Here is a 25,631-nt window from a genome sequence, read left to right on the forward strand (position 1 = left end):
AGGTATAGCATTAATTAAATTGTTGATGGTGAAAATGTTTTCATTTGGTCTGGTTAGTAAGAAGTTACAAGTGATTTACGCCCCGAATTGACCTTCATTTTTACGGCACTTCTGGGGCAGAGGAGAGGTGTTGATGTAGCGCTAATATTCCAGTAAAAATTCAACCAGATTTTTATCATGAGGCACTTTTAGTTTTTTTCTTAAGCGGTAGCGTCTGATTTCCACCCCGCGTAGTGAGATATTTAGCAATGAAGCTATCTCCTTACTACTCATGTTCATGTGTAAAAATGCACAAAGTTTGAGGTCGTTGGGAACAAGTTCGGGATGCCCTGACTTCAACTTTTTGAAGAAATTTTCATGCGCTTCATTGAAACTTTGCTCAAATAAATTCCAGTCACGTTCATTATTCATTCCTTCGTCAATCACTTTTTGAATTTTCAGGAGCTGCTTCTCTGGCAAGGGCTTGCCATTTTCATCCTTAATTTTAAGGATCTCATCACTGATCTTTTGCAAAAGCTCGTTTTTGTAAACGAGGTTCATGGCAGCGTTTGCCAGTTCCCGGTTTTTACCGGCAAGCGCTGCCTGCAATTTTTCTGTCTGTATTTTTGAAATCTGCTTATCCCGGTCTTCAGCTTCTCTTTTTGAAAACGCCTCTTTTTCCGGTTGTACCTTTGCGCTGATATCAGCCCTGTGTTTTTGAAGCTTATTTTCATAAAACCGCTTTCCAACGAAAAAGCAAACAACGAACACGATTAACAATGCAGCTAATCCCAGGTAATTTACATCAATTGGGCTTAGTACAAAGAAATCGGCTGCGGTTTTCATGTAACATTGACTGGCTGCGGAACTTTCACATAATAGCCTGTTCCGTCATAAGGGCGCCTGCGCGGGTTAGTGGTACAGACTTCAGAACAGCATCCCAATAAGGTTTCTCCGCAATCATCACATTGGGTGACGTGCTCATTGCATTCGGGATTGGCACAATTGATCATTTTCGGGGTAATTTTTCCGCAGTTATAACATTTGGAAACTACGGTTGGGTTAACAGTATTTACATCAACCGCAATCCGGTTGTCAAAAACATAACATTTACCTTCAAAATCTTTACCGCCAGCTTCTTTGCCATATTTAATAATACCGCCATGCAGCTGATAAACATCATTGAAGCCATGGTGCAGCAGCAAGGCAGATGCCTTTTCGCATTTGATGCCACCGGTACAGTAAGTTAACACTTTTTTATCTTTATACTGTGCTAACTCATTTATTTTTTCGGGGAAATCCCTAAAGTTTTCAATATCCAGGGTGATGGCGTTTTTGAAACGGCCCAGGTTATGCTCATAATTTGAACGTACATCAAGGATTACCACATCCTCGTCATCAATCATCTTTTCGAACTCCGCAGGTGCTAAATGTTTACCCGTTTGGATATTGGGATTAATGATATTAGGATCTCTTAAGCCTGAATGCACAATCTCTGATTTATAACGGCAGTGCATTTTAATGAAGGATGGTGCTGGTACATCATCGATTTTAAAATCTGTTTTGGCAAAACGTTCATCTGCCTTGATATGTGCCATATAAGCTTCGCAAGCCTCCTTGGTTCCGGAGACAGTACCATTAAGGCCCTCTTCTGCCACAATAATACGGCCTACAAGACCGAGGGATTTACAAAAAGTAAGGTGATCAGCAGCGAATTGTTCGGCGTCAGCTATAGGACTATAGCAATAGTATAGGAGTGTCTGAAATTTGTTCATAAGATATTGATACCGTTGCATACGGCGTTTAATATTGCAAAAGTACAATTTTTTCCTAATCTCAATATAGCTTTTTCTATTTCAGCATCGTACAAAGCACTTAAAAGCCGTAAGAAATTCTAAAGCCTTCATGTACTTTTCTATTGCCGTCATAAGCATAGCCATACGTTACCCTGAAGATAAGCCTTTGCAAACCATAGTAGAACTCCTTGTAATTCTTTTTCAGGGGCTGGTTAAGGTAGCTTCCGCCAATCACTTCTTCGAGTTTTAATTTACGGATCAGTGGTATTTTGTTCATGATCAGTCCTGCGAAGTTATGTTCCACGTGTGCCTCTACATAATGGCGGTCGGTACTGTACTGGTAGAAATCAAGGAAAGAGAACTTACGGATATCCGGTAAGGAGGTCAGCGAGTTGTTACCTCTGAAATGTTTACTCTCCGGGTAAAATACCACATTATTGTTCAGGAATTTTCCGGCACCCACCACAAATGATGAATAGCCCCATAAGCCTGCACTGATCCGCTCTTTATAAACCTCCATGCTGATTAAATCATAATCTACATCGCTGCCCAGTACATTTTTGAACCCCTTTTGGTAGGTCAGTTCTATCCGCGGCGCTTTAGATTCCTGGTAAATTTTTCCGTCAGGTCGTGTAATGTACTTCTGGCCAAAAGTATAAATCAATGATAAATTGGTGGTTAATGCATTGTAATCAGGAAATAAAGGGGTCTCTACCAACGGGGTGTAAGGATTGTTGGAAGTGAACTCCTGGTCATCTCTGTCGAAGAATGAAAAGGTGGTATTATTAACCAGGTTCTTGTTTCTGGCATACTGTATGGCCACCGCACCTTGCAAACCTCTGGCTATTTCTCTGGTCGTTGCACCGTTGATAAAGTTTTTTTGGTAGAACTTTGGATAGTTCTTTTCAAACAGCAGCGTGTTCAAGGTATTGGATAATAAATTCATCGTTCCATAACGGTTAAGGTCATAGATGCCAGAACCCATGGAGAGACTTACATGAGCCTTTTTAACAGGGTCATAATAATAATCCCCGCTGATGTTTGCCGTAAGGGTGCGGCTTGCAAACCCGTACCTTATTTCCGGTCTGATGCTATATTTCCTGTTGTACTCAAATTCTTTGGTAAAGGTGAACCCATAGTTGATTCCAAAGCCCTCCACGGTGTTATAGATGAATGCCTTTAATACAGGGTCTAATTTAACGGAGTGTTGCGCATACCTGTTATTGATCGTGTAATGTGTCAGCAATAATTTAGCCGTCGTAAAGTTGTTGTTTACCCTTTCTAAAGAATCCAGGTAGAATTTACTTTCCTTTCTTTTTGCGATGCTGTCTTTTCTGATGTAATTGATCTTTTCCTCCAGATTCAGTGGAATAGGCCGCGATGCATTCCAGTAAGTCGTATCTTTTTGATTTACATTTTTAGGGATTTTTAGAATTTCACCATTAAAATAACTGTCCGGAAAATTAGGATTCAGGTTGTAATTGTTAAATACACCAAGGTAATAACCATCGAATTTAAACCCCATCACATTGCCATTAAAAGTGAAGTTGATATTGGAAGGCATATAGGTGCTATCCACTTTGGTAAACTGCTGAATAATATTCAGGGTGTCGATCAGGTTGATGCCGGTGTTTTTAGTCAGGTATAAATCTGTACCCTGTATTCTCCAGTTGTCATCGGCTATGTAAATGTAGCCACGGAAAGCAGGGTCGTGTTTTCGGCGTGGCGTTACCTCTATTTTATTGATATAAACACCGTTTTCTACGGTGGTGCCTATCAATTTATACTTATAATAAAATAAAGCATAATCTGCGATAGGGGAGACAAAGCCTCTTGAACTTAATACATTTTCTAAAATGATGTTGTTGTAAAAATTAATTTCCAGGTCCGAGGCTTTGTTAAAGCTAAAGGCATTATTTCGGCCCGCTACTTTTGAAGCAATCATCTCTTCGTGCACATGATTGGGTTTCCTGCAGTTGTAAGTAGACTGCGATTCTGATTGGTAGAGAATGCCTTTCCGGTTGGTGTCCAGGTCCAGGGTTTTTTGTATATCCCTGCCGAAGAACTTTTTCGGGGCACCCACTAACTTCTGTACACCTTTGATATAGACATTGCAACTGAACTCTTTTACTTCTTCCAGGTGTTTCTTTCGGTTTTTAATGGCATTTTTAATAATTTCATAGGCGGGGTCTTTTGCATTAGCACTAATGCTGACCTCTTTTAAGGAGTAGGTTTCCGGTGTGAGTACAACATTTTCAACCGCATTAGAATCCAGTTCCACCACTTTTTCTACTGTCTTATATCCTATCGTTTTAAAAACAATGGTATAAGCTCCTTTATTCAGTTTCAGCATATAAACACCATCTATATTTGCTGAGGTCCCAATGGTGGTGTTTTTGATATATACTGAAGTAAAAGGCACTGTCATACCCTGTTGATCTTTTATGTTACCTGTTAGGAGTAGCTGTTGAGAAAAAGCAGGTCTGACGATAGCCAGGAAGAATAAAAGCGTAAAAAAGATTTTTTTCATATGTAACCTAAATATATAAATATCATGTATTTTTTTTTAAAAAGGTATTTTAAAATACACGTTTAATAATGCCTTTAATAAGTTAGGGGTGATAATTGATAATTTCCTAACTTTGGGAACTTAATTTAATAAAAATGTATAAAACATTACAACCAATTCTTAAACAAGAACTAGACCAAATCGAGAAAGACGGGTTATATAAAAGGGAAAGAATTATTGTTACGCCTCAGGGTGCAGACATTAAGGTAAGCACCGGACAAAATGTAATTAATTTTTGTGCAAACAATTACCTAGGCTTGTCTTCTGATCCAAGGGTAACTGAAGCAGCAAAAAAAGCAATTGATAAATATGGTTATGGCATGTCATCTGTACGCTTTATTTGCGGCACACAAGATATTCATAAAGAATTAGAAGCTAAGTTATCTACGTTTTTAGGTACTGAAGACACTATTCTTTATGCTGCAGCTTTTGATGCGAACGGTGGTGTTTTTGAACCTTTATTTAACGACCTTGATGCCATTATTTCTGATGAGTTGAACCATGCTTCCATTATAGATGGTGTTCGTTTGTGTAAAGCCAAACGTTACAGGTACAAACACAATAACATGGAAGACCTGGAGCTACAGTTGCAGGCAGCAGCTGGCAGCAGAAACAGAATCATTGTAACCGATGGTGCTTTTTCTATGGACGGGACTATAGCGCAGCTGGATAAAATCTGCGACCTTGCAGACCGCTATGAGGCTCTAGTCATGATTGACGAATCGCATTGTTCGGGCTTTATGGGTAAAAATGGAAGAGGTACCCATGAGCATTGTGGGGTTATCGACCGCGTAGACATCATCACCGGAACTTTAGGTAAAGCTTTGGGTGGTGCATCAGGTGGTTTTACTGCCGGAAAAAAAGAAATTATTGATATGCTGCGCCAGCGTTCACGGCCATACCTGTTCTCCAACACTTTAGCGCCGGCTATTGCGGGAGCTTCGGTTGCAGTGCTTGACCTGTTAAGTGAAACGACAGAGCTACGTGATAAACTGGAAAGTAATACCAATTATTTCCGTGAGAAAATGACCGAAGCTGGATTTGATATTCCTGCGGGCATTCACCCCATCGTACCTGTTATGTTGTATGAAGCGAAACTAGCGCAGGAGTTTGCCTCCAAAATGCTTGATGAAGGCATCTATGTGATTGGTTTTTACTATCCTGTTGTGCCTCAGGGTAAGGCAAGAATCCGGGTACAGCTTTCTGCTGCACATGAACAACATCATTTGGATAAAGCCATCGCTGCATTTACCAAAGTTGGTAAGGAACTGGGTGTTATTTAGCGTATATTTGGAGCCATGTTACAAGAGAAGATAACACAATACACAGCCGAAATCAATGCTTTTTCAACCGCAAATGCGGATGAGCTGGAACAATTCAGAATAAAATTTCTGGGTACTAAAGGAATCATCAAGGACATCTTTGATGAGTTTAAAGCTGTTTCTCCTGAAGAAAAAAGAACATTAGGAAAAGTACTGAACGAGTTTAAGCAATTGGCTGAAGCAAAATACCAGACTTTAAAGGATCAAGGAGAAGAAGAAGTTACTGGTAACGAATCGGGATTAGACCTGACTTTACCAGGAGCGGGTTTCGACGTTGGTGCCAGGCATCCTTTGGCGCTGGTGAGAAGAGAAATTGTTGAAATATTTAACAAACTGGGCTTTATCGTTGCCGAAGGTCCGGAGATAGAAGATGACTGGCATATTTTCTCTGCCCTGAACTTCCCTGAAGAACACCCTGCCCGCGATATGCAGGATACTTTCTTTATCAAAAAAGGTGGAGAAAAAGGAGACATCGCTTTGCGTACGCACACTTCTTCTGTGCAGGTGAGAATGATGGAAGCGGGCAAACCACCTTTCCGGGCAATTATGCCTGGTCGTGTTTACCGCAATGAAGCCATCTCTGCCAGGGCACATTGTTTCTTCCACCAGGTGGAGGGTTTATATGTAGATGAAAACGTTTCTTTTGCAGACTTGAAGCAAACCTTGTTTTACTTTGTGCAGGAACTATATGGCGAAGGTACGAAAGTACGTTTCCGCCCTTCTTATTTCCCTTTTACGGAGCCATCTGCCGAGATGGATATCTCTTGCACTATTTGTAAGGGTGATGGTTGCCAGCTGTGCAAACACAGTGGCTGGGTAGAGATATTAGGCTGTGGTATGGTAGATCCTAATGTGCTTGAAAATTGTAACATCGATTCTAAGAAGTACAGTGGCTTTGCCTTTGGTATGGGCATTGAACGTATCGCCAATTTGAAGTTTGAAATTAAGGACCTTCGTTTGTTCTCTGAGAATGATGTGCGTTTCCTTAAACAATATAAAACATCATTAATTTGATGATAAAGAATAACGCTGCTTTATGTTTTCTTCTTCCACTATTCATCGGTTGTTCGAAAGAAGGAACATTTATTCCTGATGTGCCTGTTAATTATAAGATCACGATACAGGAATTTAAAATCAGCGCAACAAATAATGTATTACTGGTGCCAGATCAAGGTGTAGCTGGTTTACTCATTGTCTCAACTGCATTCGGTTATAAAGCTTATGACCGGTGCAGTTCAGTAAATCCGGAGTCGGGCTGTAAAGTTACGCCAGATGAAGGAAACATCACCGCAACTGATCCTTGTTCAGGAGCCCGATTTATGCTCACCGATGGAAGTCCGGCAAAGGCACCGGCAGTGCGGAATTTGAAGGCTTATACCATCACGCAAGGTTTTCAGCAATTACATATAACAAATTAATGGAACCAGAAAAAATTAAAGAAAATATACTTAGATCTGCTAAGGAGCTGTTCAGGAAATACGGGTATCATAAAACCAGTGTGAATGAAGTTGCCAAAAAAGCAAGAATTGCCAAAGCAACCATCTATAAATATTTTGATAGCAAGGAGCAGATCCTTGATGCTATTCTCATGAATTACCTCGACCTGAACCTGCACGAAATATTGAAAAACAAAGCGCAGTTTGCCGACGAGGAAGAACATTTGAAAGCGTTGGTGATGAAAACATGCCGGCTGACTTACACGGTGTGCAATGAGTTCATCGGCTGGGACTTCGTTCGTGAAAATGCCAACTCCCAGGAGTTCTTAAAACACCTTTCTGACCAGCTGGAGTCTTTATTACTGGCTGCTTACCTGGAGCTGGATCACTTTAAAAATAACCCTTCCCGCAGAGAAGGACTGGCATTTCTGTTAAAAGCCAGTAAAAGTATTGTGTTTTCTTTCGCCTTTACTTCAGTCAGCGATGCTGACGTTCGTAAAAACTTTGTGAGTTTCCAGAAAGAGCTCCTTCCCTTTCTTGTGAAGGCTGCATTATAGCCTTCTTTATCTTTACAAATTCTTAACATCGGCCTTTGTTTCCCTAATTTTAAAACCTTTATATTTGTTGTATCACAGTCATTTACAATGAGCAAAGAGGTTTTGGAATTTTCGGTTTTGGTAGATGAGAAGTTTGATATGAGCTTTAACATAGCAGGTGGTTTTTTTGGATTTATCCTTAAAATATTGGGCTAATAAAAAGTAAATACAGGTTTCTATCTTGCAGGCATTTATTCATGCCCTGGATTCCTGATGTCAAAAGTTAAGGACTGATCTTGTTTCCTAAGCACAAATTTTGCTGAAAAATTACAAATACGACAGTATCAACACCGATCAGCCACATACCTGCTACCGACCTCGTACCGGAAAACCGATAAAAGACAGGTCGCAGGTAGGTACTCAACAGGTCGTGTTAATGATGTGTCTGTAGCTATTGATTAACCCATCCCTTATCAGTCTGTAATTGAACCCTTCATCGTATGATAGCTTTATCACCGTTAAAAAACAAATTATATTCTGATGAAAAAAACCGTTAAATTTGCCGCATAATGAGTAGAAACAGAAAATCAGGGACGGTTACTATCCTTCCTAATTTGCATATTATAGATATTGCTGAAGAAGGTAAAGGTGTAGGCAAGGCAGATGAGCTTGTGGTGTTTGTAGATAAAGCCGTTCCGGGGGATGTAGTTGATGTACGTCTGACGAAAAAGAAGAAAAATTTTGCCGAGGCCGTTATTGAAGAACTGCACACTGCTTCTCCCTATAGAACTGACCCTTTTTGCCAGCATTTCGGCACTTGTGGTGGTTGCAAATGGCAGCACATGCAGTATGACGCTCAATTACAATTTAAGTATAAGAATGTAGAGGCTGCCCTGCAGCGTTTAGCAAAAATTGACACCTCTTCTATGGAGCCTATTTTGGGTTCTGCAGAAAATAAATATTACAGAAATAAGCTGGAGTATACCTTTTCTAACAAACGCTGGTTGGATAAAGCGGATATGGACGACCAGGAAAACCTGGAATTAAATGCTTTGGGCTTTCATGTTCCGGGTAGGTTTGATAAGATTCTTGATATCGAACACTGCTACTTGCAGGCCGAACCTTCGAATACGTTAAGAAACCAGGTGAGAAATTATGCGCTGCGCACGGGCCTTAGTTTTTATGACCTCCGTAACCATGAAGGCAGTTTACGTAACCTGATTATCCGTACTTCTTCTACTGGTGAAGTGATGGTTGCCGTTATATTTGCTTATGTAGAGCAAGAACAAATAGATGGTTTGATGGCGTATCTGCAACAGAACTTCCCTGACATTACTTCTTTACAATACATCGTCAATCAAAAAAAGAATGATACCATTTTTGACCAGGAGGTGATTACTTATGCAGGCAGGGATTATATTTTTGAGGAAATGGATGGCCTGAAGTTCAAGATCGGGATTAAATCTTTTTACCAGACCAATTCTCTCCAAGCACATGAGTTATATAAAATAACCAGGGATTTTGCTGATTTAAAGGGTGATGAACTGGTTTATGATTTATACACCGGCGCTGGCACGATTGCCAATTTCGTGGCACGTAACGTAAAACAAGTGGTTGGAATTGAATATGTGCCAACAGCGATTGAAGATGCGAAGTTCAACTCAAATTTAAATAAAATCGACAATACGCTTTTTTATGCCGGAGATATGAAAGATATCCTGACGGCTGATTTTATTCTTCAGCACGGTAAACCAGACGTTGTCATTACTGATCCGCCAAGAGCAGGGATGCATGCCGACGTGGTAGCGCGCTTGCTGGAAATGGAAGCGGAAAAAATTGTTTATGTGAGCTGTAACGCCGCTACACAGGCCAGGGATTTGGCCTTGTTAACGGAGAAATATGTAGTGACACGCATTAAGCCTGTAGATATGTTCCCTCATACACAGCATGTTGAAAATGTGGTTTTATTAAAGTTAGTTAAATAAGAGATGGATATAGAAGAATTATTGCCTCAGCAACCAGAAAGTAACAAAGAGGAACAGAAAAAAAGTCCTTTGGTAAGCCTGGAGAAAGACCTGGATTTTTATGCGGAGTCGATCAAGGAAGTGGCGGTTGAAATTATGGTGCAAGGCATTTCTGCCAACCCTATTTTTATAGCTCATCAGCATACCGTGAACATCGGTGAAATGATACTAGACCGGGAAGAGCTTCATACAGAATGGACTATTCAGGCTTCAACTTTTGAAGAATTTATTGAAAAAGGAATTATTAAACCGGAGAAAAAAGCGTTGTTCTTAAAAGCTTATAAAAAGCCAGAAGATTACGCGTGTGTATTTGTGATTGTGCCTGAAGGGGCGAACTTTATTTATTATCCTTACCAGAAAAGAAACTAAAAAAAATCCCTGCAAGGAGGGGTTCCAGGCAGGGATTAAAAAAACTGGCAGTTTTAAAATCTTTTTACACTTCCGCTTTTTGAGGAGTTGTTTTTTAGTGCAGCTTTTCCCTTAAAAACGATATCACTGCCGCCGCTGGAACTTGCTTCCAATGCATTGGTTACATGAATATCTACATCAGAGCCGCCGCTTGAATTTACCCGTGCATTTTCCACAATAAAGTCAAAGGCATCAATATCACTGCCACCACTGGAGTGGATTTCCAGGTTATTGGCTTTGCCCTTTAATTCTACATCTGAACCTCCGCTCGCATGAAGATCCAGGTCCTGCGTCATGATATTTAGTTTCAGATCAGAACCACCAGAAACGTTCACTGTAAACCGTGGTGTTTTTAAGGTGTTTTGGGTGAAAACGTCACTTCCGCCACTTGCCGAAAGTGAATTCAATGTTTTATAAGTAACATAGGCTTTGATACTTGAGCCCTTAAATAGGCGGTCCCAGCTGATGTTATTTTTAAACCTGATGTTTAAGCTGCTTCCTTTTTTTTCGATGATGACGTCTTTAAGCAAATCTGCATTCGAAACAACGCTTACACTTTCCGTATTACCCTGTTTAAGATATAAATCTATCCCGCTGGAAACCGTTACCTGGTTGAAGTTGCTGATGGCAGCGGTTTTAGTTTTTTGGGCAAACGTAGTCTGAACCAGACTTGTAGCAGCAATTAATAGAATTGCGAGGACTTTTAAAGGTTGTGATTGTTGCATGAGGTATCTTTATAAACTTTAGACGCATTTACCCGTCAAACGTTGCAACAAAAAGAAAATATTTTTCTATTATTTGATTATGTACCTTAAAATGTTTCTTTTTGTAACCTAAATAAGGTATACCAATGGCTGATTCTCAATTAGTAATTCTAGATAAAACTCAAATTCAACAAAAAATTAATCGTATCGCTTATCAAATACTGGAAGATAACCTTGATGAAGAGGAAATTGTACTGGCAGGTATATGGGACAGGGGTTATAAACTTGCCATCAGGTTAAGGGAAGTGTTGCTGAAGATTTCTGAGTTCAAAATTGTCCTCCTGCGGATAGACCTTGAAAAGACCAATAGCAAATTAATCGCCAGCACAGATCAGGAAGAAAGTGAATGGAGAAATAAAGTCATTATTTTAGTTGATGATGTGTTGAGCAGCGGTAAAACCCTGGCCTATGGCCTTGGGGTATTCTTAAATACGCCACATAAAAAAATACGTACTGTGGTGCTGGTAGACAGGAGTCATAAAATATTTCCCATCGCAACAGACTTCGTGGGCCTGCAAATGTCTACCGTTTTAAAGGAACATGTTGACGTGGTGCTTGATGTGGAAGGCGCAGAAGATTGCGTGTATTTAAGCTAAATGAGCTGAGGAGAAAAATTTTATGTATTTTTGTATACATAAGGTTCAAAAGTGATGAAATACGATTTAGCTGTTACCATAGACAAAGCTTCTGGTTTTTGCTTCGGTGTTGTTTACGCCATTGAGATGGCGGAAGATATCTTAGCAGAGGAGGACTATCTTTATTGCCTTGGCGATATCGTTCATAACGATGAAGAGGTGAAAAGGCTTACCGGTAAAGGGCTCCGTATCATCGAACATGAGCAACTGGCAAACCTGTACAATGAAAAGGTTTTGATCAGGGCACACGGTGAAGCTCCTTCTACCTATGAACTCGCATTAAAAAATAACCTTACTTTAATAGATGCTTCCTGCCCGGTAGTGCTTAAACTACAAAACAGGATCAAAAACTCTCATGATGACAACGAGCAGATCCTCATTTTTGGAAAGCACGGGCATGCTGAGGTCATCGGTTTACAGGGACAGACCGATGGAAAAGCAATAGTTTTTCAGGACCTGGAAGAATTAGATACCATTGATCTTCCCTCAAAATTCACCTTGTATAGTCAAACGACAAAAAGCACTGATAAATTCTACCATATCAAAGAACAGCTGCTCAGCAGGGGCTATGATGTTAAAGCAAATGATACCATTTGCCGACAAGTTTCCAGCCGCTATGAAGATCTGGAGAAATTTGTCATTAACTTCGATAAGATCATTTTTGTATCCGGGAAGAAATCATCAAACGGAAAGGTCTTACATGATGTTTGCAAGAAATATAATCCTGACACCTACTTTATCTCTAACGTAGAGGAACTGGATCTTTCGTGGTTCAATCCTTCAGATAAAGTCGGCATTTGTGGTGCCACTTCTACACCGATGTGGTTAATGGAACAGGTGAAAGCAAGATTATTAGCTTACTAAGCCGCCTCATTACATGTTTGATTTCCGAAAAACCGTCCTTCTTCTGTTTATGGCTTTTGGTGCCAAGCTGGCTATGGCTCAAACTGGCGTTATAAAAGGTAAAATTACTGATGCTTACAGCAATGTGGCACTCGATGGGGTAACTATTTATGTGCAGGGCGGTTCAGGTCCTGTGAAAAGTGATAGCTTGGGCAATTACAGTATCCAGGGGCTAAACCCCGGTGTATACCATCTTTACTTTGCGCTCCTGGGATATAAGCGCCAATCTGCCTTCGATATTACGGTGAGCAATGCCAAGCCGGCATTTCTTGATGTAGCGCTGGAAGCGGAAGTAAGTGCCCTGAATGAAGTGGTCATTGAAGCCCCAAGATTTCTCAAGCCTTTAGAAAGTCCTTTGTCTTTGCGTACCATCGGTGCTACGGAGATCAAAAGGAACCCTGGCGGTAACAGGGATATCTCTAAGGTGATACAATCTTTACCGGGAGTATCTGCACCGGTGAGCTTTCGAAACGACATTATCATTCGTGGGGGTGCCCCAAACGAAAACAGGTTTTATATTGACGGCGTTGAAATCCCGACCATCAACCATTTTACCACGCAAGGCTCCTCTGGTGGCCCGGTGGGACTGATTAATGTTGATTTTATCAAGGAAGTTGATTTTTATTCAGGAGCTTTTCCAGCTTCAAGAGGCAATACGCTGAGCTCGGTTTTTGAGTTCACACAAAAAGACGGCAATCCCGATAGCATCGGGACATCCTTAACCTTGGGTTCCAGTGATTTTGCCACTACGGTGGAAGGGCCAATCACTAAAAAAACCACTTTTATTGCATCCTACCGCTTATCTTACCTGCAAGGTTTATTTAAATTGCTGGGTTTGCCATTTTTGCCTTCTTACCAGGATTTTCAATTTAAACTGAAAACCAGGTTTAACCCTAAGCATGAGCTCACCCTGCTTGGCCTGGGTGCCATAGATAAATCAAAACTGAACTTCGGTACTGAAAATACGGAGGATAACTTATACTTGCTTGCCAATCTTCCTGAAAACAACCAGGAAAACTACACGTTGGGTGCTGTTTATAAAAATTACCGGCAAAAAGGCTTTTCTACTTTAGTACTGAGCAGGAATTACCTGAATAACCGCGCAGATAAATTTAAAGACAATAACGAAAATGATCTAAAAACCCTTGATTATGCATCAAGTGAAATAGAAAATAAACTGCGTTTTGAAAACACTTCAAAAGAAGGGGTTTACAGGATCAACTTTGGCGCAGGACTTGAAAGTGCCGAATACAATACCAAAACTTTACAATATTTACCGGGTGGTTTGGATCAGTATCAATCTCACCTTACTTTTCAGAAGTATGGTTTTTTTGCCCAGCTGAGTGCGCCTTATTTTGAGGAAAAGTTAAACCTGTCGGTGGGACTGCGTTTTGATGGCAATACCTTTGCCTCGCAAATGCATAACCCGCTGAAAACTTTTTCGCCGAGATTTTCAGCTTCTTATAATTTCAATGAGAAGATCAGTTTCAATTTCAATTCTGGCATCTACTATCAATTGCCTCCTTATACCTTGTTGGGTTACCGGTCGGGCCCAGACAATGCCTTGTCCAATAAGCATGTTGACTACATAAAATCCACGCAATTGGTGTCCGGATTGGAATACAATACGTTAAAAAATACCAGGTTTACCGTGGAGGGCTTTTATAAACACTATTCCGGATATCCTTTGATCGAGGTATTGGGGGATACAATTCCGCTGGCAAATCTTGGTGCTGATTTTGGGGTAGTGGGAAACAGGCCTTCAACAGGTGTGACCGATGGCAGAAGTTATGGCGTTGAGTTTTTCGCCCAGCAACGATTGAACAGAGGTTTTTATGGTATTTTTGCCCTTACGCTGTATAGAAGTGAGTTTAAGGATAAACGTGAAGCATATGTGCAGTCTAGCTGGAACAACCGTTACATTTTAAGCATGACCGCAGGAAAGACCCTTAAAAATAACTGGGAGATAGGGGCAAAATTCAGATATTCGGGTGGTGGGCCTTATACGCCTTACGACATTTCGTATTCATCATTAAAAAGTAATTATTCCGTGTTCCCTCAAGGGGTTCAGGATTATGACAGATTGAATGTCAATAAGTTGAAGGATTTTTATCAGTTTGATCTGCGGGTGGATAAGAAGTATCCTTTCAGGAAATTCAACCTTAACGTATATTTGGACATTCAAAATTTAACTTATAACAAGTACGAAACACAGCCGCAATTGGTGTTAGACAGAGATGTGGAAGGGCAGGCCCAGGATATGCCTGGAGATCCTTCACGCTTTAAGACCAAATTGCTGGACAATACCAGTGGGAATATTTTACCTTCTATTGGTATTATTTTTGAATTTTAAATATGGGAAAAAAAGGCATATTACTCGTGAATTTGGGAACTCCGGATAGCCCGGAAGTTGGTGACGTACGTAAATATCTGGATGAATTCCTGATGGATGAGCGGGTAATCGATATTAATGTTTTTAAGCGGAATTTACTGGTAAGGGGTATTATTGTTCCTTTCCGTAGTCCGAAGACTGCAAAACTTTACAAAGAGATCTGGGATGAAAATGGTTCACCATTGTTATATTTCAGTAAAATCCAGACCGCCCTGGTACAGGAAGCGCTTGGTGAAGAATACCATGTAGAGCTGGCCATGCGTTATCAAAGTCCCAGCATTCAAGCTGCCCTTGAAAACATGAAGGCTGGTTTAGTGGAAAGCATCAGGGTGATTCCTTTATTTCCACAGTATGCTTCGGCAAGTACAGGTTCTGTGATCCAGAAAGTGATGGAGATTGTAAGTAAATGGCAAACCATTCCTGATATCAGCTTTGTAAACTCGTTCCATGACAACAAACTGATGATCGAGACTTTTGCCGATAATGCCCGCCGTTACCAGCCAGAAACTTATGATCATGTGTTATTCAGTTTCCATGGCTTGCCGGAACGCCAGCTTATCAAATGTGATCATACGGGGCACCATTGTTTAAAGAAAGATAACTGCTGTGCGACTTTAACAGACGTAAATAAGTTTTGTTATTCTGCCCAGAGTTATGATACGGCAAGATTAATTGCAGCAGAGCTGAACATTCCTGCAGAGAAATATTCAGTTTGTTTCCAATCCCGGTTAGGTAAAGAACCCTGGGTTCAGCCATACACCAGTGATGTGTTGAAGGAGCTTGCCGCAAAAGGCAAAAAAAGGTTACTTGTTTTCTGTCCGGCTTTTGTGGCCGATTGCCTGGAAACACTATATGAGATCAGTGTGGAATATCATGAAGATTTCAAGGCTTTAGGTGGTGAGGAAGTACAATTGGTAGCCAGCTTAAACGACCATCCGAAATGGATTGAAGCCATGGTTGAAATGTCGAAAAACTAATTGAGGTAAGGTACTATTGCTTGCATAATTGCTTCAGTAGCTCCTTTTTTCTCCACCACATAATCCCGGGCCTTCTTTCCGGAGGCTGGGTTTTCAATAAAGAACTGGAAAGCACTTTCCAGTTCTTTATCATCATGAATAGAAATGGCTGCTTTCAGTGCCACTAAATCTTTAGCTTCCTGAAATTTATCATAACGTGGGCCAAATATCACCGGCAATCCGAAAGCTGCAGCTTCCAGCGTATTGTGTATGCCTGCGCCAAAGCCTCCGCCAATATAAGCGATATGGCCATATTGATAAAGGGAGGATAACAAACCAATATTGTCTATCACCAGGATCTTTTGCTCAGGGGTTGGTGATTGCTGCTGCAAGGTAGAGTATCTCGCTGCTTGGGGAAATAAGGTCATCAACTGATCAATATGCGCAGTTCCAATTTCGTGCGGCGCCAGGATTACTTTCCAGTCGGGATGGTTTTTCATCCATGCAGCAATTAAGAGTTCGTCCTGCGGCCAGGTACTGCCTGCAATAAGTACCTTCGATTGCTGTATAAATGCTTGAACCAGTGGCAGGTCTTTAACGGTGGCTACATTTTCATACACCCGGTCAAAACGTGTGTCGCCGCTCAGGCTCACCTGGTTGATCCCAATGCCTTTCAACAAACGCTCGCTTTCCTCGTTCTGAACAAACAAGTGCGTAATTTTAGTCAAAATGGAACGGTAAAAACCACCATACCATTTAAAGAAAGACTGGTTGGGCCTGAAAATACCGGATATTAAAAATAAAGGGACCTTTTTTTCTTCCAGTGCTGCAAAGTAATGATACCAGAATTCATACTTAGTGAATATGGCGATCTCCGGATTGATGATGTCAATGAATTTTTTTGCATTACTGGCTGTATCCAGGGGCAGGTAAAAAACGCCATCAGCCAGTGCATAGTTTTTTCGGATTTCATAACCTGAGGGTGAGAAAAAAGTAACAATTATTCTTTTCTCAGGTCGCAGTTCTTTGATTCTTTCCAGGACCGGACGCCCCTGTTCAAATTCTCCAAGCGAAGCGAAATGTAACCAGATGTGTGTATGTTGTGAATTTATTTTGTGTGCTAACACTGAAAAAATATCTTGTCTGCCTTGAATAAATAGTTTAGCTTTAGGACTAAATAAAGCAAACACTTTAACCAGGAAGCTATAAAAGTATATACCAAAGTTATAAAGGAACAGCATTTTGGATGTTTATTATTATCTTCGCCGAAGATACTTTATTAAATTAAAACTCTACTAATATATGAGAAACACAAGTTTAGGAACTATGATCTATAGACCGTGCTGCAGTTTCTTTAATCAACTTAAATCCTATTTATTTTATGAAAATTGCTGTAATCGGAACAGGATATGTCGGTTTAGTGACCGGAACATGCCTTGCTGAAACGGGTAACAATGTTATCTGTGTTGATATTGATAAAGCCAAGGTGCAGAATATGCAGAACGGCATTATTCCTATTTATGAACCGGGGCTTGATGTTTTATTTTTGAGAAATATTGTACAAAAAAGATTAACATTTACTACAGACCTTGCGGAGGCTATTAAAGATGCGCAGATCATATTTATGGCTTTGCCAACGCCTCCGGGTGGTAATGGTGCTGCAGATCTTTCCTATATTTTAGGAGCTGCAAAAGACATTTCTAAATTGGTTACAGAATATAAAGTTATCGTCAATAAGTCTACTGTACCTGTAGGTACGGCTGATCAGGTGCAGGCGGTATTCCGTGAAAATACTTTAGTGGAAATCGATGTTGTTTCCAATCCGGAGTTTTTGCGTGAAGGCGTTGCAGTTGATGATTTCATGAAACCTGACCGCGTGGTCATTGGTACCCGGAGTGAAAAAGCACAGAAATTAATGGCTGAGTTATATGGTCCTTATGTACGCCAGGGAAATCCTATTTTGTTTATGGACGAACGCTCGTCTGAACTCACGAAATATGCGGCGAATTCCTTCCTTGCCACAAAAATCACCTTCATGAATGAAGTGGCTAATTTATGCGAAATTGTAGGGGCTGATGTGGATGCGGTTCGTAAAGGCATTGGCTCTGATGACAGGATCGGAAAAAGGTTCCTGTTCCCGGGTATTGGTTATGGTGGTAGTTGTTTTCCTAAAGATGTTCAGGCTTTAGCCAAATCTGCTGAAGAACACAATTACGATTTCCAGATCCTGAAAGCAGTTATGGACGTCAATGAAAAGCAAAAAGTGATCCTGGTGGATAAAGTATTGAAGTATTATAAAGGTGATATCCAGGGGAAGCATTTTGCGCTGTGGGGTTTAGCCTTTAAGCCTGAAACGGATGATATCCGTGAGGCCCCTGCTTTATACATCATTGATCACCTCATCAAACATGGTGCTACTGTAACGGCTTTCGATCCTGAAGGTATGGGCAATGTGAGAAAACAGGTGGGAGATAAAATAAAATATGCAGAAAACCAATATGAAGCGTTAGAGAATGCAGATGCATTGCTTATTGCCACAGAATGGTCTGTATTCAGGAACCCTGATTTTGAAAGAATGGAAACCGCATTGTTAAATAAAGTAATTTTTGACGGGCGGAACTTATATGATCTGCAGAAAATGATCGATCTTGGCTATTATTATAATAGCATTGGTCGTAAATTAGTAGCTAAACAAACTGAATGGAACGTAAAAGAGTATTAATCACCGGGGCAGCGGGTTTTTTAGGGTCGCACTTATGTGACCGTTTTATCAAAGAGGGATATTTTGTAATTGGGATGGATAACCTGATTACCGGTGATCTACACAATATCGAACATCTTTTTAAACTAGAGAACTTTGAATTTTATCACCATGATGTTTCAAAATTCGTTTATGTGCCTGGTCCGCTGGATTACATCCTTCACTTTGCATCGCCGGCGAGCCCGATTGACTATTTAAAAATACCGATACAAACCTTAAAAGTGGGTTCCCTGGGAACCCACAATTTATTAGGGGTAGCAAAAGATAAAGGGGCAAGGATGCTCATCGCTTCAACTTCTGAAGTTTATGGGGATCCTAATGTCAACCCGCAACCTGAAGAATACTGGGGTAATGTAAACCCGGTAGGCCCAAGGGGGGTATATGATGAAGCCAAACGTTTCCAGGAAGCCATGACCATGGCTTACCATACTTTCCATGGCCTGGAGACCCGTATTGTCAGGATCTTTAATACCTACGGACCAAGAATGCGCCTTAACGACGGACGGGTATTACCTGCCTTTATTGGTCAGGCGCTGCGTGGCGAAGACCTTACCGTTTTTGGTGATGGTTCACAAACCCGTTCATTCTGTTATGTGGATGATTTAATTGAAGGCATTTACCGTTTACTGATGAGCGATTATGCAATGCCGGTAAATATTGGTAACCCTGATGAAATTACCATCAAACAGTTTGGTGAGGAAATTATTAAACTGACTGGTACGCAACAGCAACTGGTATTAAGGGATTTGCCTGTCGATGATCCGAAGCAACGCAGGCCTGATATTACCAAAGCAAGGGAATTGTTGAACTGGGAGCCGAAAGTAAGCAGGGAAGAAGGACTTAAAATTACTTACGAATATTTCAAATCTTTACCTAAAGAGGCTTTGTTTAATAAAGACCATAAAGATTTTAAAACCTATAACCGTTAACATGTCTAAAATACTAGTAACAGGGGGGACCGGATTTATCGGGTCCCATACCGTAGTTGAACTTCACAATGCTGGCTATGAAGTAGTCATTGTGGATAACTTTTCAAATTCCAATCCGAAGATATTAACACAACTGGAGACAATTACAGGAAAGAAGTTTGAGCTTTTTGAATTTGACCTTTGTGATGAAGTGAAGGTGAAGGAATTTGTGCAAAACAATCCTGATATCACTGGTGTCATTCATTTTGCCGCCTATAAGGCTGTGGGTGAATCTGTACAACAGCCTTTAAAATATTACAGAAACAACTTTTATTCGCTGATCAATGTGATCAATGCATTTAATTCAACTGTTGACCTGGTGTTTTCATCATCCTGTACCGTTTATGGTCAGCCGGATGTGTTACCCGTTACCGAGGCTGCTCCTGTTAAAAAAGCAGAGTCTCCTTATGGTAACACCAAACAGATCGCTGAAGAAATTTTACAGGAAACCTGTGCAGTAACTCCTTCCCTGAAGGTAATTTCACTGCGTTATTTCAATCCCGTAGGTGCTCATCCTACTGCTTTAATTGGTGAATTGCCGATTGGTGTGCCACAAAACCTGGTACCTTTCATTACGCAGTCTGCCATTGGTAAGCGTGGACCAATTACGGTTTATGGTGACGATTATTCAACACCAGACGGAAGTGCCATCAGGGATTATATTCATGTAGTTGATTTAGCGAAAGCGCACGTTGCTGCGATTAAAAGAATGGAAAGTAAAAAAGCACATTCCAATTACGAAGTGTTTAACTTAGGAACAGGAAAAGGTTCTTCCGTACTGGAGATTATCCACGCGTTTGAGAATTCTACTGGCGTTAAGCTTAACTTTACCATCGGCGCCAGAAGAGAAGGTGATATTGAACAGGTTTGGGGCGATGTAACCAAGTCGGCCAATGAGCTGGGCTGGAAAGCGGAGCTTGATATTAATGAAATGATGCTTTCTGCCTGGAAATGGGAGGAGTATTTAAAAGACAATCCATTTTAAATGTTATTAAGAGAGCATAAGGATTTAAAAGATGCAATTATAGAAATTCCAGCTAAGGAAAAAGACAAATTGTTGCTTCGTCTGATTGCCAAAGATAAAATTTTAACAGAGCACCTGCACTTCAAGTTGCTGGAGAACGAGCATGATTTAACAAGAAGACATCAGGCTTTGAAAGAAGAAATAGATGAAGCAATGGATTTGCTGGATCTTGAGAAGCGCTTGTCTTCAAAGGAAACCCTGACAGTCTTTAGAAAATTAAATGGTCAGATCAACCACCATTATAAGGTGACTAAAGCGGTGAACAGTGAAGTGGAGTTGAGAATTTATTTATTAAACAGTGTACCCCTGGTGTTTAGCGAAAATGTGTTTTCATCTTTGTATAAGTACCAGGAAAAGCTGACTACTTATTTTTTAAGGACGACGCTTTCTGTTTTTAAAAAGTATGAAAAATTGCATGAGGATTGGCAGTTTGACCTGCAGGAAAATTTTAATGCGCTATTAAATAAAGTGTATAACAGCAAACTAGCCCACGCTGCAGAAGTAATGGGCTTGCCGAAACAATTATAAAAATGAAGAAACTATTAATCACAGGAGGTGCCGGATTTATTGGATCGCATGTAGTAAGACTATTTGTGAACAAATATCCTGAAGTACAGATTGTTAACCTGGATAAACTGACTTATGCCGGTAACCTGGCAAATCTGAAGGACATCGAGGACCAGCCTAATTATAGCTTTGTAAAAGCTGATATTACTGATGCCAAAGAAATGAATGACCTTTTCCGTAAAGAAAATTTCGATGCGGTGATTCACCTTGCGGCAGAATCTCATGTGGACCGGTCCATCACTGATCCATCGGCTTTTGTAATGACCAATGTGATTGGTACAGTCAACTTGTTGAATGCTGCCAAGGAATTCTGGAAAGGTGATTATGAGCAGAAGCGTTTTTACCATGTTTCCACCGATGAGGTTTATGGGGCATTGGGTGAAACAGGAATGTTTACAGAAACTACGGCTTACGATCCGCATAGTCCTTATTCAGCATCCAAAGCGTCATCAGATCACTTTGTGCGTGCCTACCATGATACTTATGGCCTCAATGTGGTGATTTCTAATTGCTCCAACAACTACGGTTCTCATCACTTTCCTGAAAAGTTGATTCCTTTGGCTATCAATAACCTGAAAAGTGGCAAACCTGTTCCGGTTTATGGTAAAGGGGAGAATGTTAGGGATTGGTTATGGGTTGAAGATCATGCCCGTGCCATTGATTTAATTTTCCACGAGGCTAAAAGCGGGGAAACTTATAACATCGGCGGACATAATGAATGGAAAAATATTGACCTTATTCATTTGCTTTGCTCGATTATGGATAAAAAGTTAGGCAGAACGCCAGGCGAATCCGTGAAGCTAATTACTTATGTAACAGACCGTGCTGGCCACGATTTACGCTATGCCATTGATTCTTCTAAACTTCAGCAAACTTTAGGCTGGGTGCCTAGTTTACAGTTTGAAGAAGGCTTGGAGAAAACCGTTGATTGGTATTTGGAAAATGAAGAGTGGTTAACGAATGTGACCTCCGGAAACTACCAGGCCTATTATGAAACGCAATACGTAGGAAGATAAAAACAAGAATAAAAAAAGAGCCACAACTAGTGGCTCTTTTTTTATTCATACCTTAATGCTTCTACAGGATCCAGTTTTGAAGCTTTTTTAGCGGGGTAATAGCCGGAAATAACGCCTACTGCCACACATAGTGCAAAGCCACCAAATATAAACATCCAGGGGATGATAAAGGAGCCGCCCATCATTAAGGAGATGGCGTTGCCCAGTAATATCCCTAGAAAGATCCCCATTGCGCCGCCCATCAGACAAATGACAACGGCCTCAATTAAAAACTGTTTCCTGATCACAGAAGGATTTGCCCCGATCGCCTTTCGTACACCGATTTCCCTGGTACGTTCTGTTACAGATACCAGCATGATGTTCATCAAACCAATGGATGCCCCTATAAGGGTGATGACGCCGATAGCAACCCCGCCAATGGCAATGAAGGCAAGATTCTCAAACAACGTCTGTGCGACGGCATCACTTTTAGTAATTTCGAAATTGGCTGCGGCCGTTGTTTTCAATTTCCTGATATTTCTGAACTCCGCAGTAGCCTCGCCGATAATATTTTCCAGCAGGTCATTGTTAGGTACCATCACCGTGATGGTATAGGAAGGGTCTGAGCTCGAATTGATTAACTTGGCTTTCAGCAACGGCACATAAACTGCCCTGTCGCCACTAAAGCCCATACTCGAGCCTTTAGATACCAAAACGCCTATCACCTTTAATCGGTTGTTTCCTACATTTATAATTTTATCTATAGGGGAAGTGTCCTTGAAGAGCGTTTTACTGATCTCACTTCCAATGATACACACGTTATTACCCTGAACGGCCTCGGAGGCGCTGAAGTTCCGCCCAAGTTGAAGATCCAAACCCTGCGAAGCAAGGCCATTTTCATCCACTCCCATGATACTGATGTTTGGGTTGGTCTTCTCCGTTCCAAATTTAACGGTAGAGCCACCACTTGCACGTACACTCACGGCAACAGTAGCTGCCGTGTTGAGGCGCTCTTTAAATTTCAAAGCATCCTCATAACGGATAGATTTAAAGGGTTTAGGCCTTTGCCCTGAATTTCCTACCCTGATTCCAGTACCCCGGTTTCTGATGGTAAAAGAGTTTGCGCCCATACTGGAAAAAGCCTCAGTCATACTTTTCTTTACGGCATCCAATGTGGTTAAAATGCCAACAAGTGCAGATAAGCCAATGGCAATGATCAATGCGGTTAACATTGTTCTTAAGCGGTTGCTCTTGATGGAGTGGAGTGCCAGTCTGACGTTTTCGGTATAGGTCATTTTCCAGGTTTGATTTCTACGGGATAAAAATAAAAAGTCCCGCTGTTAAGACAACGGGACTTCCTTAAATGTTACAATAATTTATTGAATATGCAACTTATACTGCAAAACTGGTACCGCAACCACAAGAACTGCTGGCGTTAGGGTTGCTGAATGTAAATCCTCTTGAATTTAATCCATCCTGCCAATCTACCTGCATACCCAGCAAATACATCTGATGTGCTTTGTGCATGAAAACCTTAATGCCATCGATCATAAATTCCTGATCACCTTCTTTTTTCTGGTCGAAGCCTAAAACATAACTCATTCCTGAGCAGCCACCACCTTCAACGCCTACCCTTAAACCAAAATCTTCAGCAATTTCTTGTTGATCCTTTAATTTAAATAGTTCTTTAACGGCGTTTTCTGTAAATGTTACAGGTGCAAATGTTGTATCCACTGTATTACTCATGTTATTTCAATTTAGGAATAACAAAGATAAATAATTTGTACATTTTTGTAGGGGAGTTCATTAATTATTACGGTATTCAAACAAATAATTAATACTGCAATCATTACGACTATGGACAATAAAAAAGTGACCACCACATCTGGCATAGAAATCAAAACATTATATCATACGGCAAAACCTTTACTGGAAGATCCTGGAGAATTTCCTTTTACCAGGGGAATACAAAAAGATATGTACCGCGGCCGTTTATGGACCATGCGCCAGTATGCTGGTTTTTCAACCGCAGAGGAATCCAATCAGCGGTACCATTACTTGCTAAAACAAGGTACTACCGGGCTTTCTGTAGCTTTTGATTTGCCGACACAAATTGGTTATGATTCAGATCATGACATGTCTGATGGTGAAGTAGGCAAGGTAGGGGTGGCAATCGATTCTTTAAAAGACATGGAGCTGTTGTTTGATGGTATTGAGCTGCAGAAAATTACCACCTCAATGACCATTAATGCCACCGCCGGTATTTTACTCGCGATGTATATTGCTTTGGCCAAGAAGCAGGGAGCAGACCTCAGTCAAATTTCAGGTACCATTCAGAACGATATTTTGAAGGAATATGCAGCAAGGGGAACCTATATTTATCCCCCAAAGCAGTCGATGCGCTTTATCACCGACATTTTTGAGTACTGCAGCAAGGAGGTCCCTAAATGGAATACCATTTCCATTTCTGGCTACCACATCAGGGAAGCGGGATCTTCTGCAGTACAGGAACTGGCTTTTACCTTGGCCAACGGCAAGGCTTATTTGAATGCCGCTCTAGAGAAAGGCTTGGATATTAATGTGTTTGCCAAACGCCTTTCCTTTTTCTTCAATTGTCACAATAACTTCTTTGAAGAAATCGCTAAATTCAGGGCAGCCAGGAGAATGTGGGCAAAGATCACGAAAGGGCTCGGGGCCACATCGCCGAAAGCGCAGATGTTACGTTTTCATACCCAAACGGGGGGCTCTACTTTAACTGCCCAGCAGCCCTTAAATAATGTGATCAGGGTAACCAACCAGGCCATGGCTGCAGTGCTTGGTGGTACACAATCTCTTCACACCAATGGTTACGATGAAGCCCTGACATTACCTACTGAAGCGGCCGCAAAAATAGCCTTGCGTACCCAACAAGTGATTGCTTTTGAGAGTGGTGCAGCCGACACGGTTGATCCTTTGGCAGGCTCTTATTTTATCGAGGCCTTAACGGATGAAATTGAAGCCGCGGCACAATTATACATTGATAAAATTGACGCCATGGGCGGCTCGGTAAATGCCATTGAAAATGGTTACATCCAGAATGAGATCGCCAGTGCAGCCTACCAGTACCAGGTGGAAGTGGAAAACGGGACCAGGGTAATTGTTGGCGTGAATAAATTTACCCAGGAAAAGGAAGCAATCACCGATGTGATGACCATCGACGAATCCATCCGGACGATACAAACAGAGAAGCTTAGGCAGCTGAAGGCGGCAAGGAGCCAGACAGCGGTAGATTCAGCCCTTCAAAATTTAAGAACGGCAGCCCTCGGAACAGAAAATTTGATGCCCTATGTGCTCACTGCAGTGGAGGCTTATGCCACCCTTGGTGAAATTGCCGATACCCTTCGAAATGTTTTCGGCGAGTATTAAATTGTTGTTAAAAAATAGTTATCCACACAAAAAATTCAGGTTAAGTAGAGTATGGTGCTGCTTGCTAAGCAGTTACCAAATACTTTCAAATTATGTTTAAAATGTTGATAATTTTTTGAATATTCGATATGTCAAATCGGTCGATTAATGAAGGCCATATCGACTCTGAAAACCAACATTTTAGAGAAAAG

23 protein-coding genes are annotated in these 25,631 nt (G+C 41.0%); 16 read left to right on the forward strand and 7 right to left on the reverse strand.

The window, feature by feature from the left end:
- Positions 1–141 precede the first annotated feature (141 nt).
- The 3 genes from WG905_RS19105 to WG905_RS19115 all read right to left on the reverse strand — a co-directional run bounded on the left by WG905_RS19105 (position 142) and on the right by WG905_RS19115 (position 4,305).
- A complete protein-coding gene (locus WG905_RS19105; protein ID WP_339593364.1) occupies positions 142–825 on the reverse strand; it encodes a helix-turn-helix transcriptional regulator in 684 nt (227 codons plus the stop codon).
- Positions 822–1,754, reverse strand: coding sequence for an oxygen-dependent tRNA uridine(34) hydroxylase TrhO (gene trhO / locus WG905_RS19110; RefSeq protein ID WP_339593365.1), 933 nt, complete (start codon positions 1,752–1,754; stop codon positions 822–824). Before trhO ends, WG905_RS19105 begins: the two co-directional genes overlap by 4 nt.
- A gap of 100 nt (positions 1,755–1,854) precedes the next feature.
- Positions 1,855–4,305 (reverse strand): DUF5686 and carboxypeptidase regulatory-like domain-containing protein, encoded by a 2,451-nt coding sequence (locus tag WG905_RS19115; protein ID WP_339593366.1) that lies wholly within the window; start codon positions 4,303–4,305, stop codon positions 1,855–1,857.
- Between the two features lie 134 nt (positions 4,306–4,439).
- Between WG905_RS19115 and kbl the strand changes: the two genes are divergently transcribed.
- From kbl to WG905_RS19145, 6 genes are all read left to right on the forward strand, one after another.
- Entirely contained in the window at positions 4,440–5,627 is a 1,188-nt protein-coding gene (kbl, locus tag WG905_RS19120; RefSeq protein ID WP_339593367.1) for a glycine C-acetyltransferase, read from the forward strand.
- A gap of 15 nt (positions 5,628–5,642) precedes the next feature.
- Positions 5,643–6,680, forward strand: a complete 1,038-nt coding sequence (pheS, locus tag WG905_RS19125) for a phenylalanine--tRNA ligase subunit alpha (protein ID WP_339593368.1) — start codon at positions 5,643–5,645, stop codon at positions 6,678–6,680.
- Positions 6,680–7,084, forward strand: coding sequence for a Rieske (2Fe-2S) protein (locus tag WG905_RS19130; protein WP_339593369.1), 405 nt, complete (start codon positions 6,680–6,682; stop codon positions 7,082–7,084). The genes pheS and WG905_RS19130 overlap by 1 nt, the downstream gene beginning before the upstream one ends.
- Positions 7,084–7,659: a TetR/AcrR family transcriptional regulator gene (locus WG905_RS19135; RefSeq protein WP_339593370.1), complete on the forward strand. Its 576-nt coding sequence runs from the start codon at positions 7,084–7,086 to the stop codon at positions 7,657–7,659. Before WG905_RS19130 ends, WG905_RS19135 begins: the two co-directional genes overlap by 1 nt.
- A 548-nt stretch (positions 7,660–8,207) precedes the next feature.
- Entirely contained in the window at positions 8,208–9,623 is a 1,416-nt protein-coding gene (rlmD, locus tag WG905_RS19140) for a 23S rRNA (uracil(1939)-C(5))-methyltransferase RlmD (RefSeq protein ID WP_339593371.1), read from the forward strand.
- A 3-nt stretch (positions 9,624–9,626) separates the two neighbouring features.
- Complete coding sequence (locus tag WG905_RS19145; RefSeq protein ID WP_339593372.1) at positions 9,627–10,031, forward strand: hypothetical protein; 405 nt, start codon at positions 9,627–9,629, stop codon at positions 10,029–10,031.
- 53 nt (positions 10,032–10,084) lie between these two features.
- Here WG905_RS19145 and WG905_RS19150 read toward each other — a convergent pair whose 3' ends face one another.
- A complete protein-coding gene (locus WG905_RS19150) occupies positions 10,085–10,795 on the reverse strand; it encodes a head GIN domain-containing protein (protein WP_339593373.1) in 711 nt (236 codons plus the stop codon).
- A 125-nt stretch (positions 10,796–10,920) separates the two neighbouring features.
- Between WG905_RS19150 and WG905_RS19155 the strand changes: the two genes are divergently transcribed.
- The 4 genes from WG905_RS19155 to hemH are packed head-to-tail and all read left to right on the forward strand — an operon-like array spanning position 10,921 to position 15,741.
- Positions 10,921–11,430, forward strand: coding sequence for a phosphoribosyltransferase family protein (locus WG905_RS19155; RefSeq protein ID WP_339593374.1), 510 nt, complete (start codon positions 10,921–10,923; stop codon positions 11,428–11,430).
- Between the two features lie 54 nt (positions 11,431–11,484).
- Complete coding sequence (locus tag WG905_RS19160; protein WP_339593375.1) at positions 11,485–12,333, forward strand: 4-hydroxy-3-methylbut-2-enyl diphosphate reductase; 849 nt, start codon at positions 11,485–11,487, stop codon at positions 12,331–12,333.
- Positions 12,334–12,346: 13 nt separating this feature from the next.
- Positions 12,347–14,725, forward strand: coding sequence for a TonB-dependent receptor (locus WG905_RS19165; protein ID WP_339593376.1), 2,379 nt, complete (start codon positions 12,347–12,349; stop codon positions 14,723–14,725).
- A gap of 2 nt (positions 14,726–14,727) precedes the next feature.
- Positions 14,728–15,741 (forward strand): ferrochelatase, encoded by a 1,014-nt coding sequence (gene hemH, locus WG905_RS19170; protein ID WP_339593377.1) that lies wholly within the window; start codon positions 14,728–14,730, stop codon positions 15,739–15,741.
- On the opposite strand, the gene WG905_RS19175 is transcribed toward hemH, so the two are convergent.
- The gene (locus WG905_RS19175; RefSeq protein WP_339593378.1) at positions 15,738–16,961 is read right to left on the reverse strand and encodes a 3-deoxy-D-manno-octulosonic acid transferase; all 1,224 of its coding nucleotides are present in this window, start codon (positions 16,959–16,961) and stop codon (positions 15,738–15,740) included. The genes hemH and WG905_RS19175 overlap by 4 nt on opposite strands.
- A 140-nt stretch (positions 16,962–17,101) precedes the next feature.
- Between WG905_RS19175 and WG905_RS19180 the strand changes: the two genes are divergently transcribed.
- The 5 genes from WG905_RS19180 to rfbB are packed head-to-tail and all read left to right on the forward strand — an operon-like array spanning position 17,102 to position 22,056.
- On the forward strand, positions 17,102–18,442 hold the full coding sequence (locus WG905_RS19180) for a UDP-glucose dehydrogenase family protein (protein WP_339593379.1): 1,341 nt from the start codon (positions 17,102–17,104) through the stop codon (positions 18,440–18,442).
- Entirely contained in the window at positions 18,421–19,410 is a 990-nt protein-coding gene (locus WG905_RS19185) for a UDP-glucuronic acid decarboxylase family protein (RefSeq protein WP_339590359.1), read from the forward strand. The genes WG905_RS19180 and WG905_RS19185 overlap by 22 nt, the downstream gene beginning before the upstream one ends.
- 1 nt (position 19,411) lies before the next feature.
- Positions 19,412–20,434: a UDP-glucose 4-epimerase GalE gene (gene galE / locus WG905_RS19190; RefSeq protein WP_339593380.1), complete on the forward strand. Its 1,023-nt coding sequence runs from the start codon at positions 19,412–19,414 to the stop codon at positions 20,432–20,434.
- The gene (locus WG905_RS19195) at positions 20,435–21,001 is read left to right on the forward strand and encodes a hypothetical protein (RefSeq protein WP_339593381.1); all 567 of its coding nucleotides are present in this window, start codon (positions 20,435–20,437) and stop codon (positions 20,999–21,001) included. It begins immediately after the preceding gene.
- 2 nt (positions 21,002–21,003) lie between these two features.
- Positions 21,004–22,056 carry a dTDP-glucose 4,6-dehydratase gene (gene rfbB, locus WG905_RS19200; RefSeq protein ID WP_339593382.1) on the forward strand — a complete coding sequence of 351 codons (1,053 nt, stop codon included), beginning with the start codon at positions 21,004–21,006 and terminating at the stop codon, positions 22,054–22,056.
- Positions 22,057–22,097: 41 nt separating this feature from the next.
- Here the strand turns inward: rfbB and WG905_RS19205 are convergent, their stop codons facing one another.
- On the reverse strand, positions 22,098–23,330 hold the full coding sequence (locus WG905_RS19205; protein ID WP_339593383.1) for an ABC transporter permease: 1,233 nt from the start codon (positions 23,328–23,330) through the stop codon (positions 22,098–22,100).
- Between the two features lie 97 nt (positions 23,331–23,427).
- Positions 23,428–23,781 carry a HesB/IscA family protein gene (locus WG905_RS19210; protein WP_339593384.1) on the reverse strand — a complete coding sequence of 118 codons (354 nt, stop codon included), beginning with the start codon at positions 23,779–23,781 and terminating at the stop codon, positions 23,428–23,430.
- A gap of 111 nt (positions 23,782–23,892) precedes the next feature.
- Between WG905_RS19210 and WG905_RS19215 the strand changes: the two genes are divergently transcribed.
- A complete protein-coding gene (locus WG905_RS19215) occupies positions 23,893–25,440 on the forward strand; it encodes an acyl-CoA mutase large subunit family protein (RefSeq protein ID WP_339593385.1) in 1,548 nt (515 codons plus the stop codon).
- Positions 25,441–25,631 lie beyond the last annotated feature (191 nt).

It is taken from the genome of Pedobacter immunditicola (assembly GCF_037482985.1).
Lineage (GTDB): Bacteria > Bacteroidota > Bacteroidia > Sphingobacteriales > Sphingobacteriaceae > Pedobacter > Pedobacter immunditicola.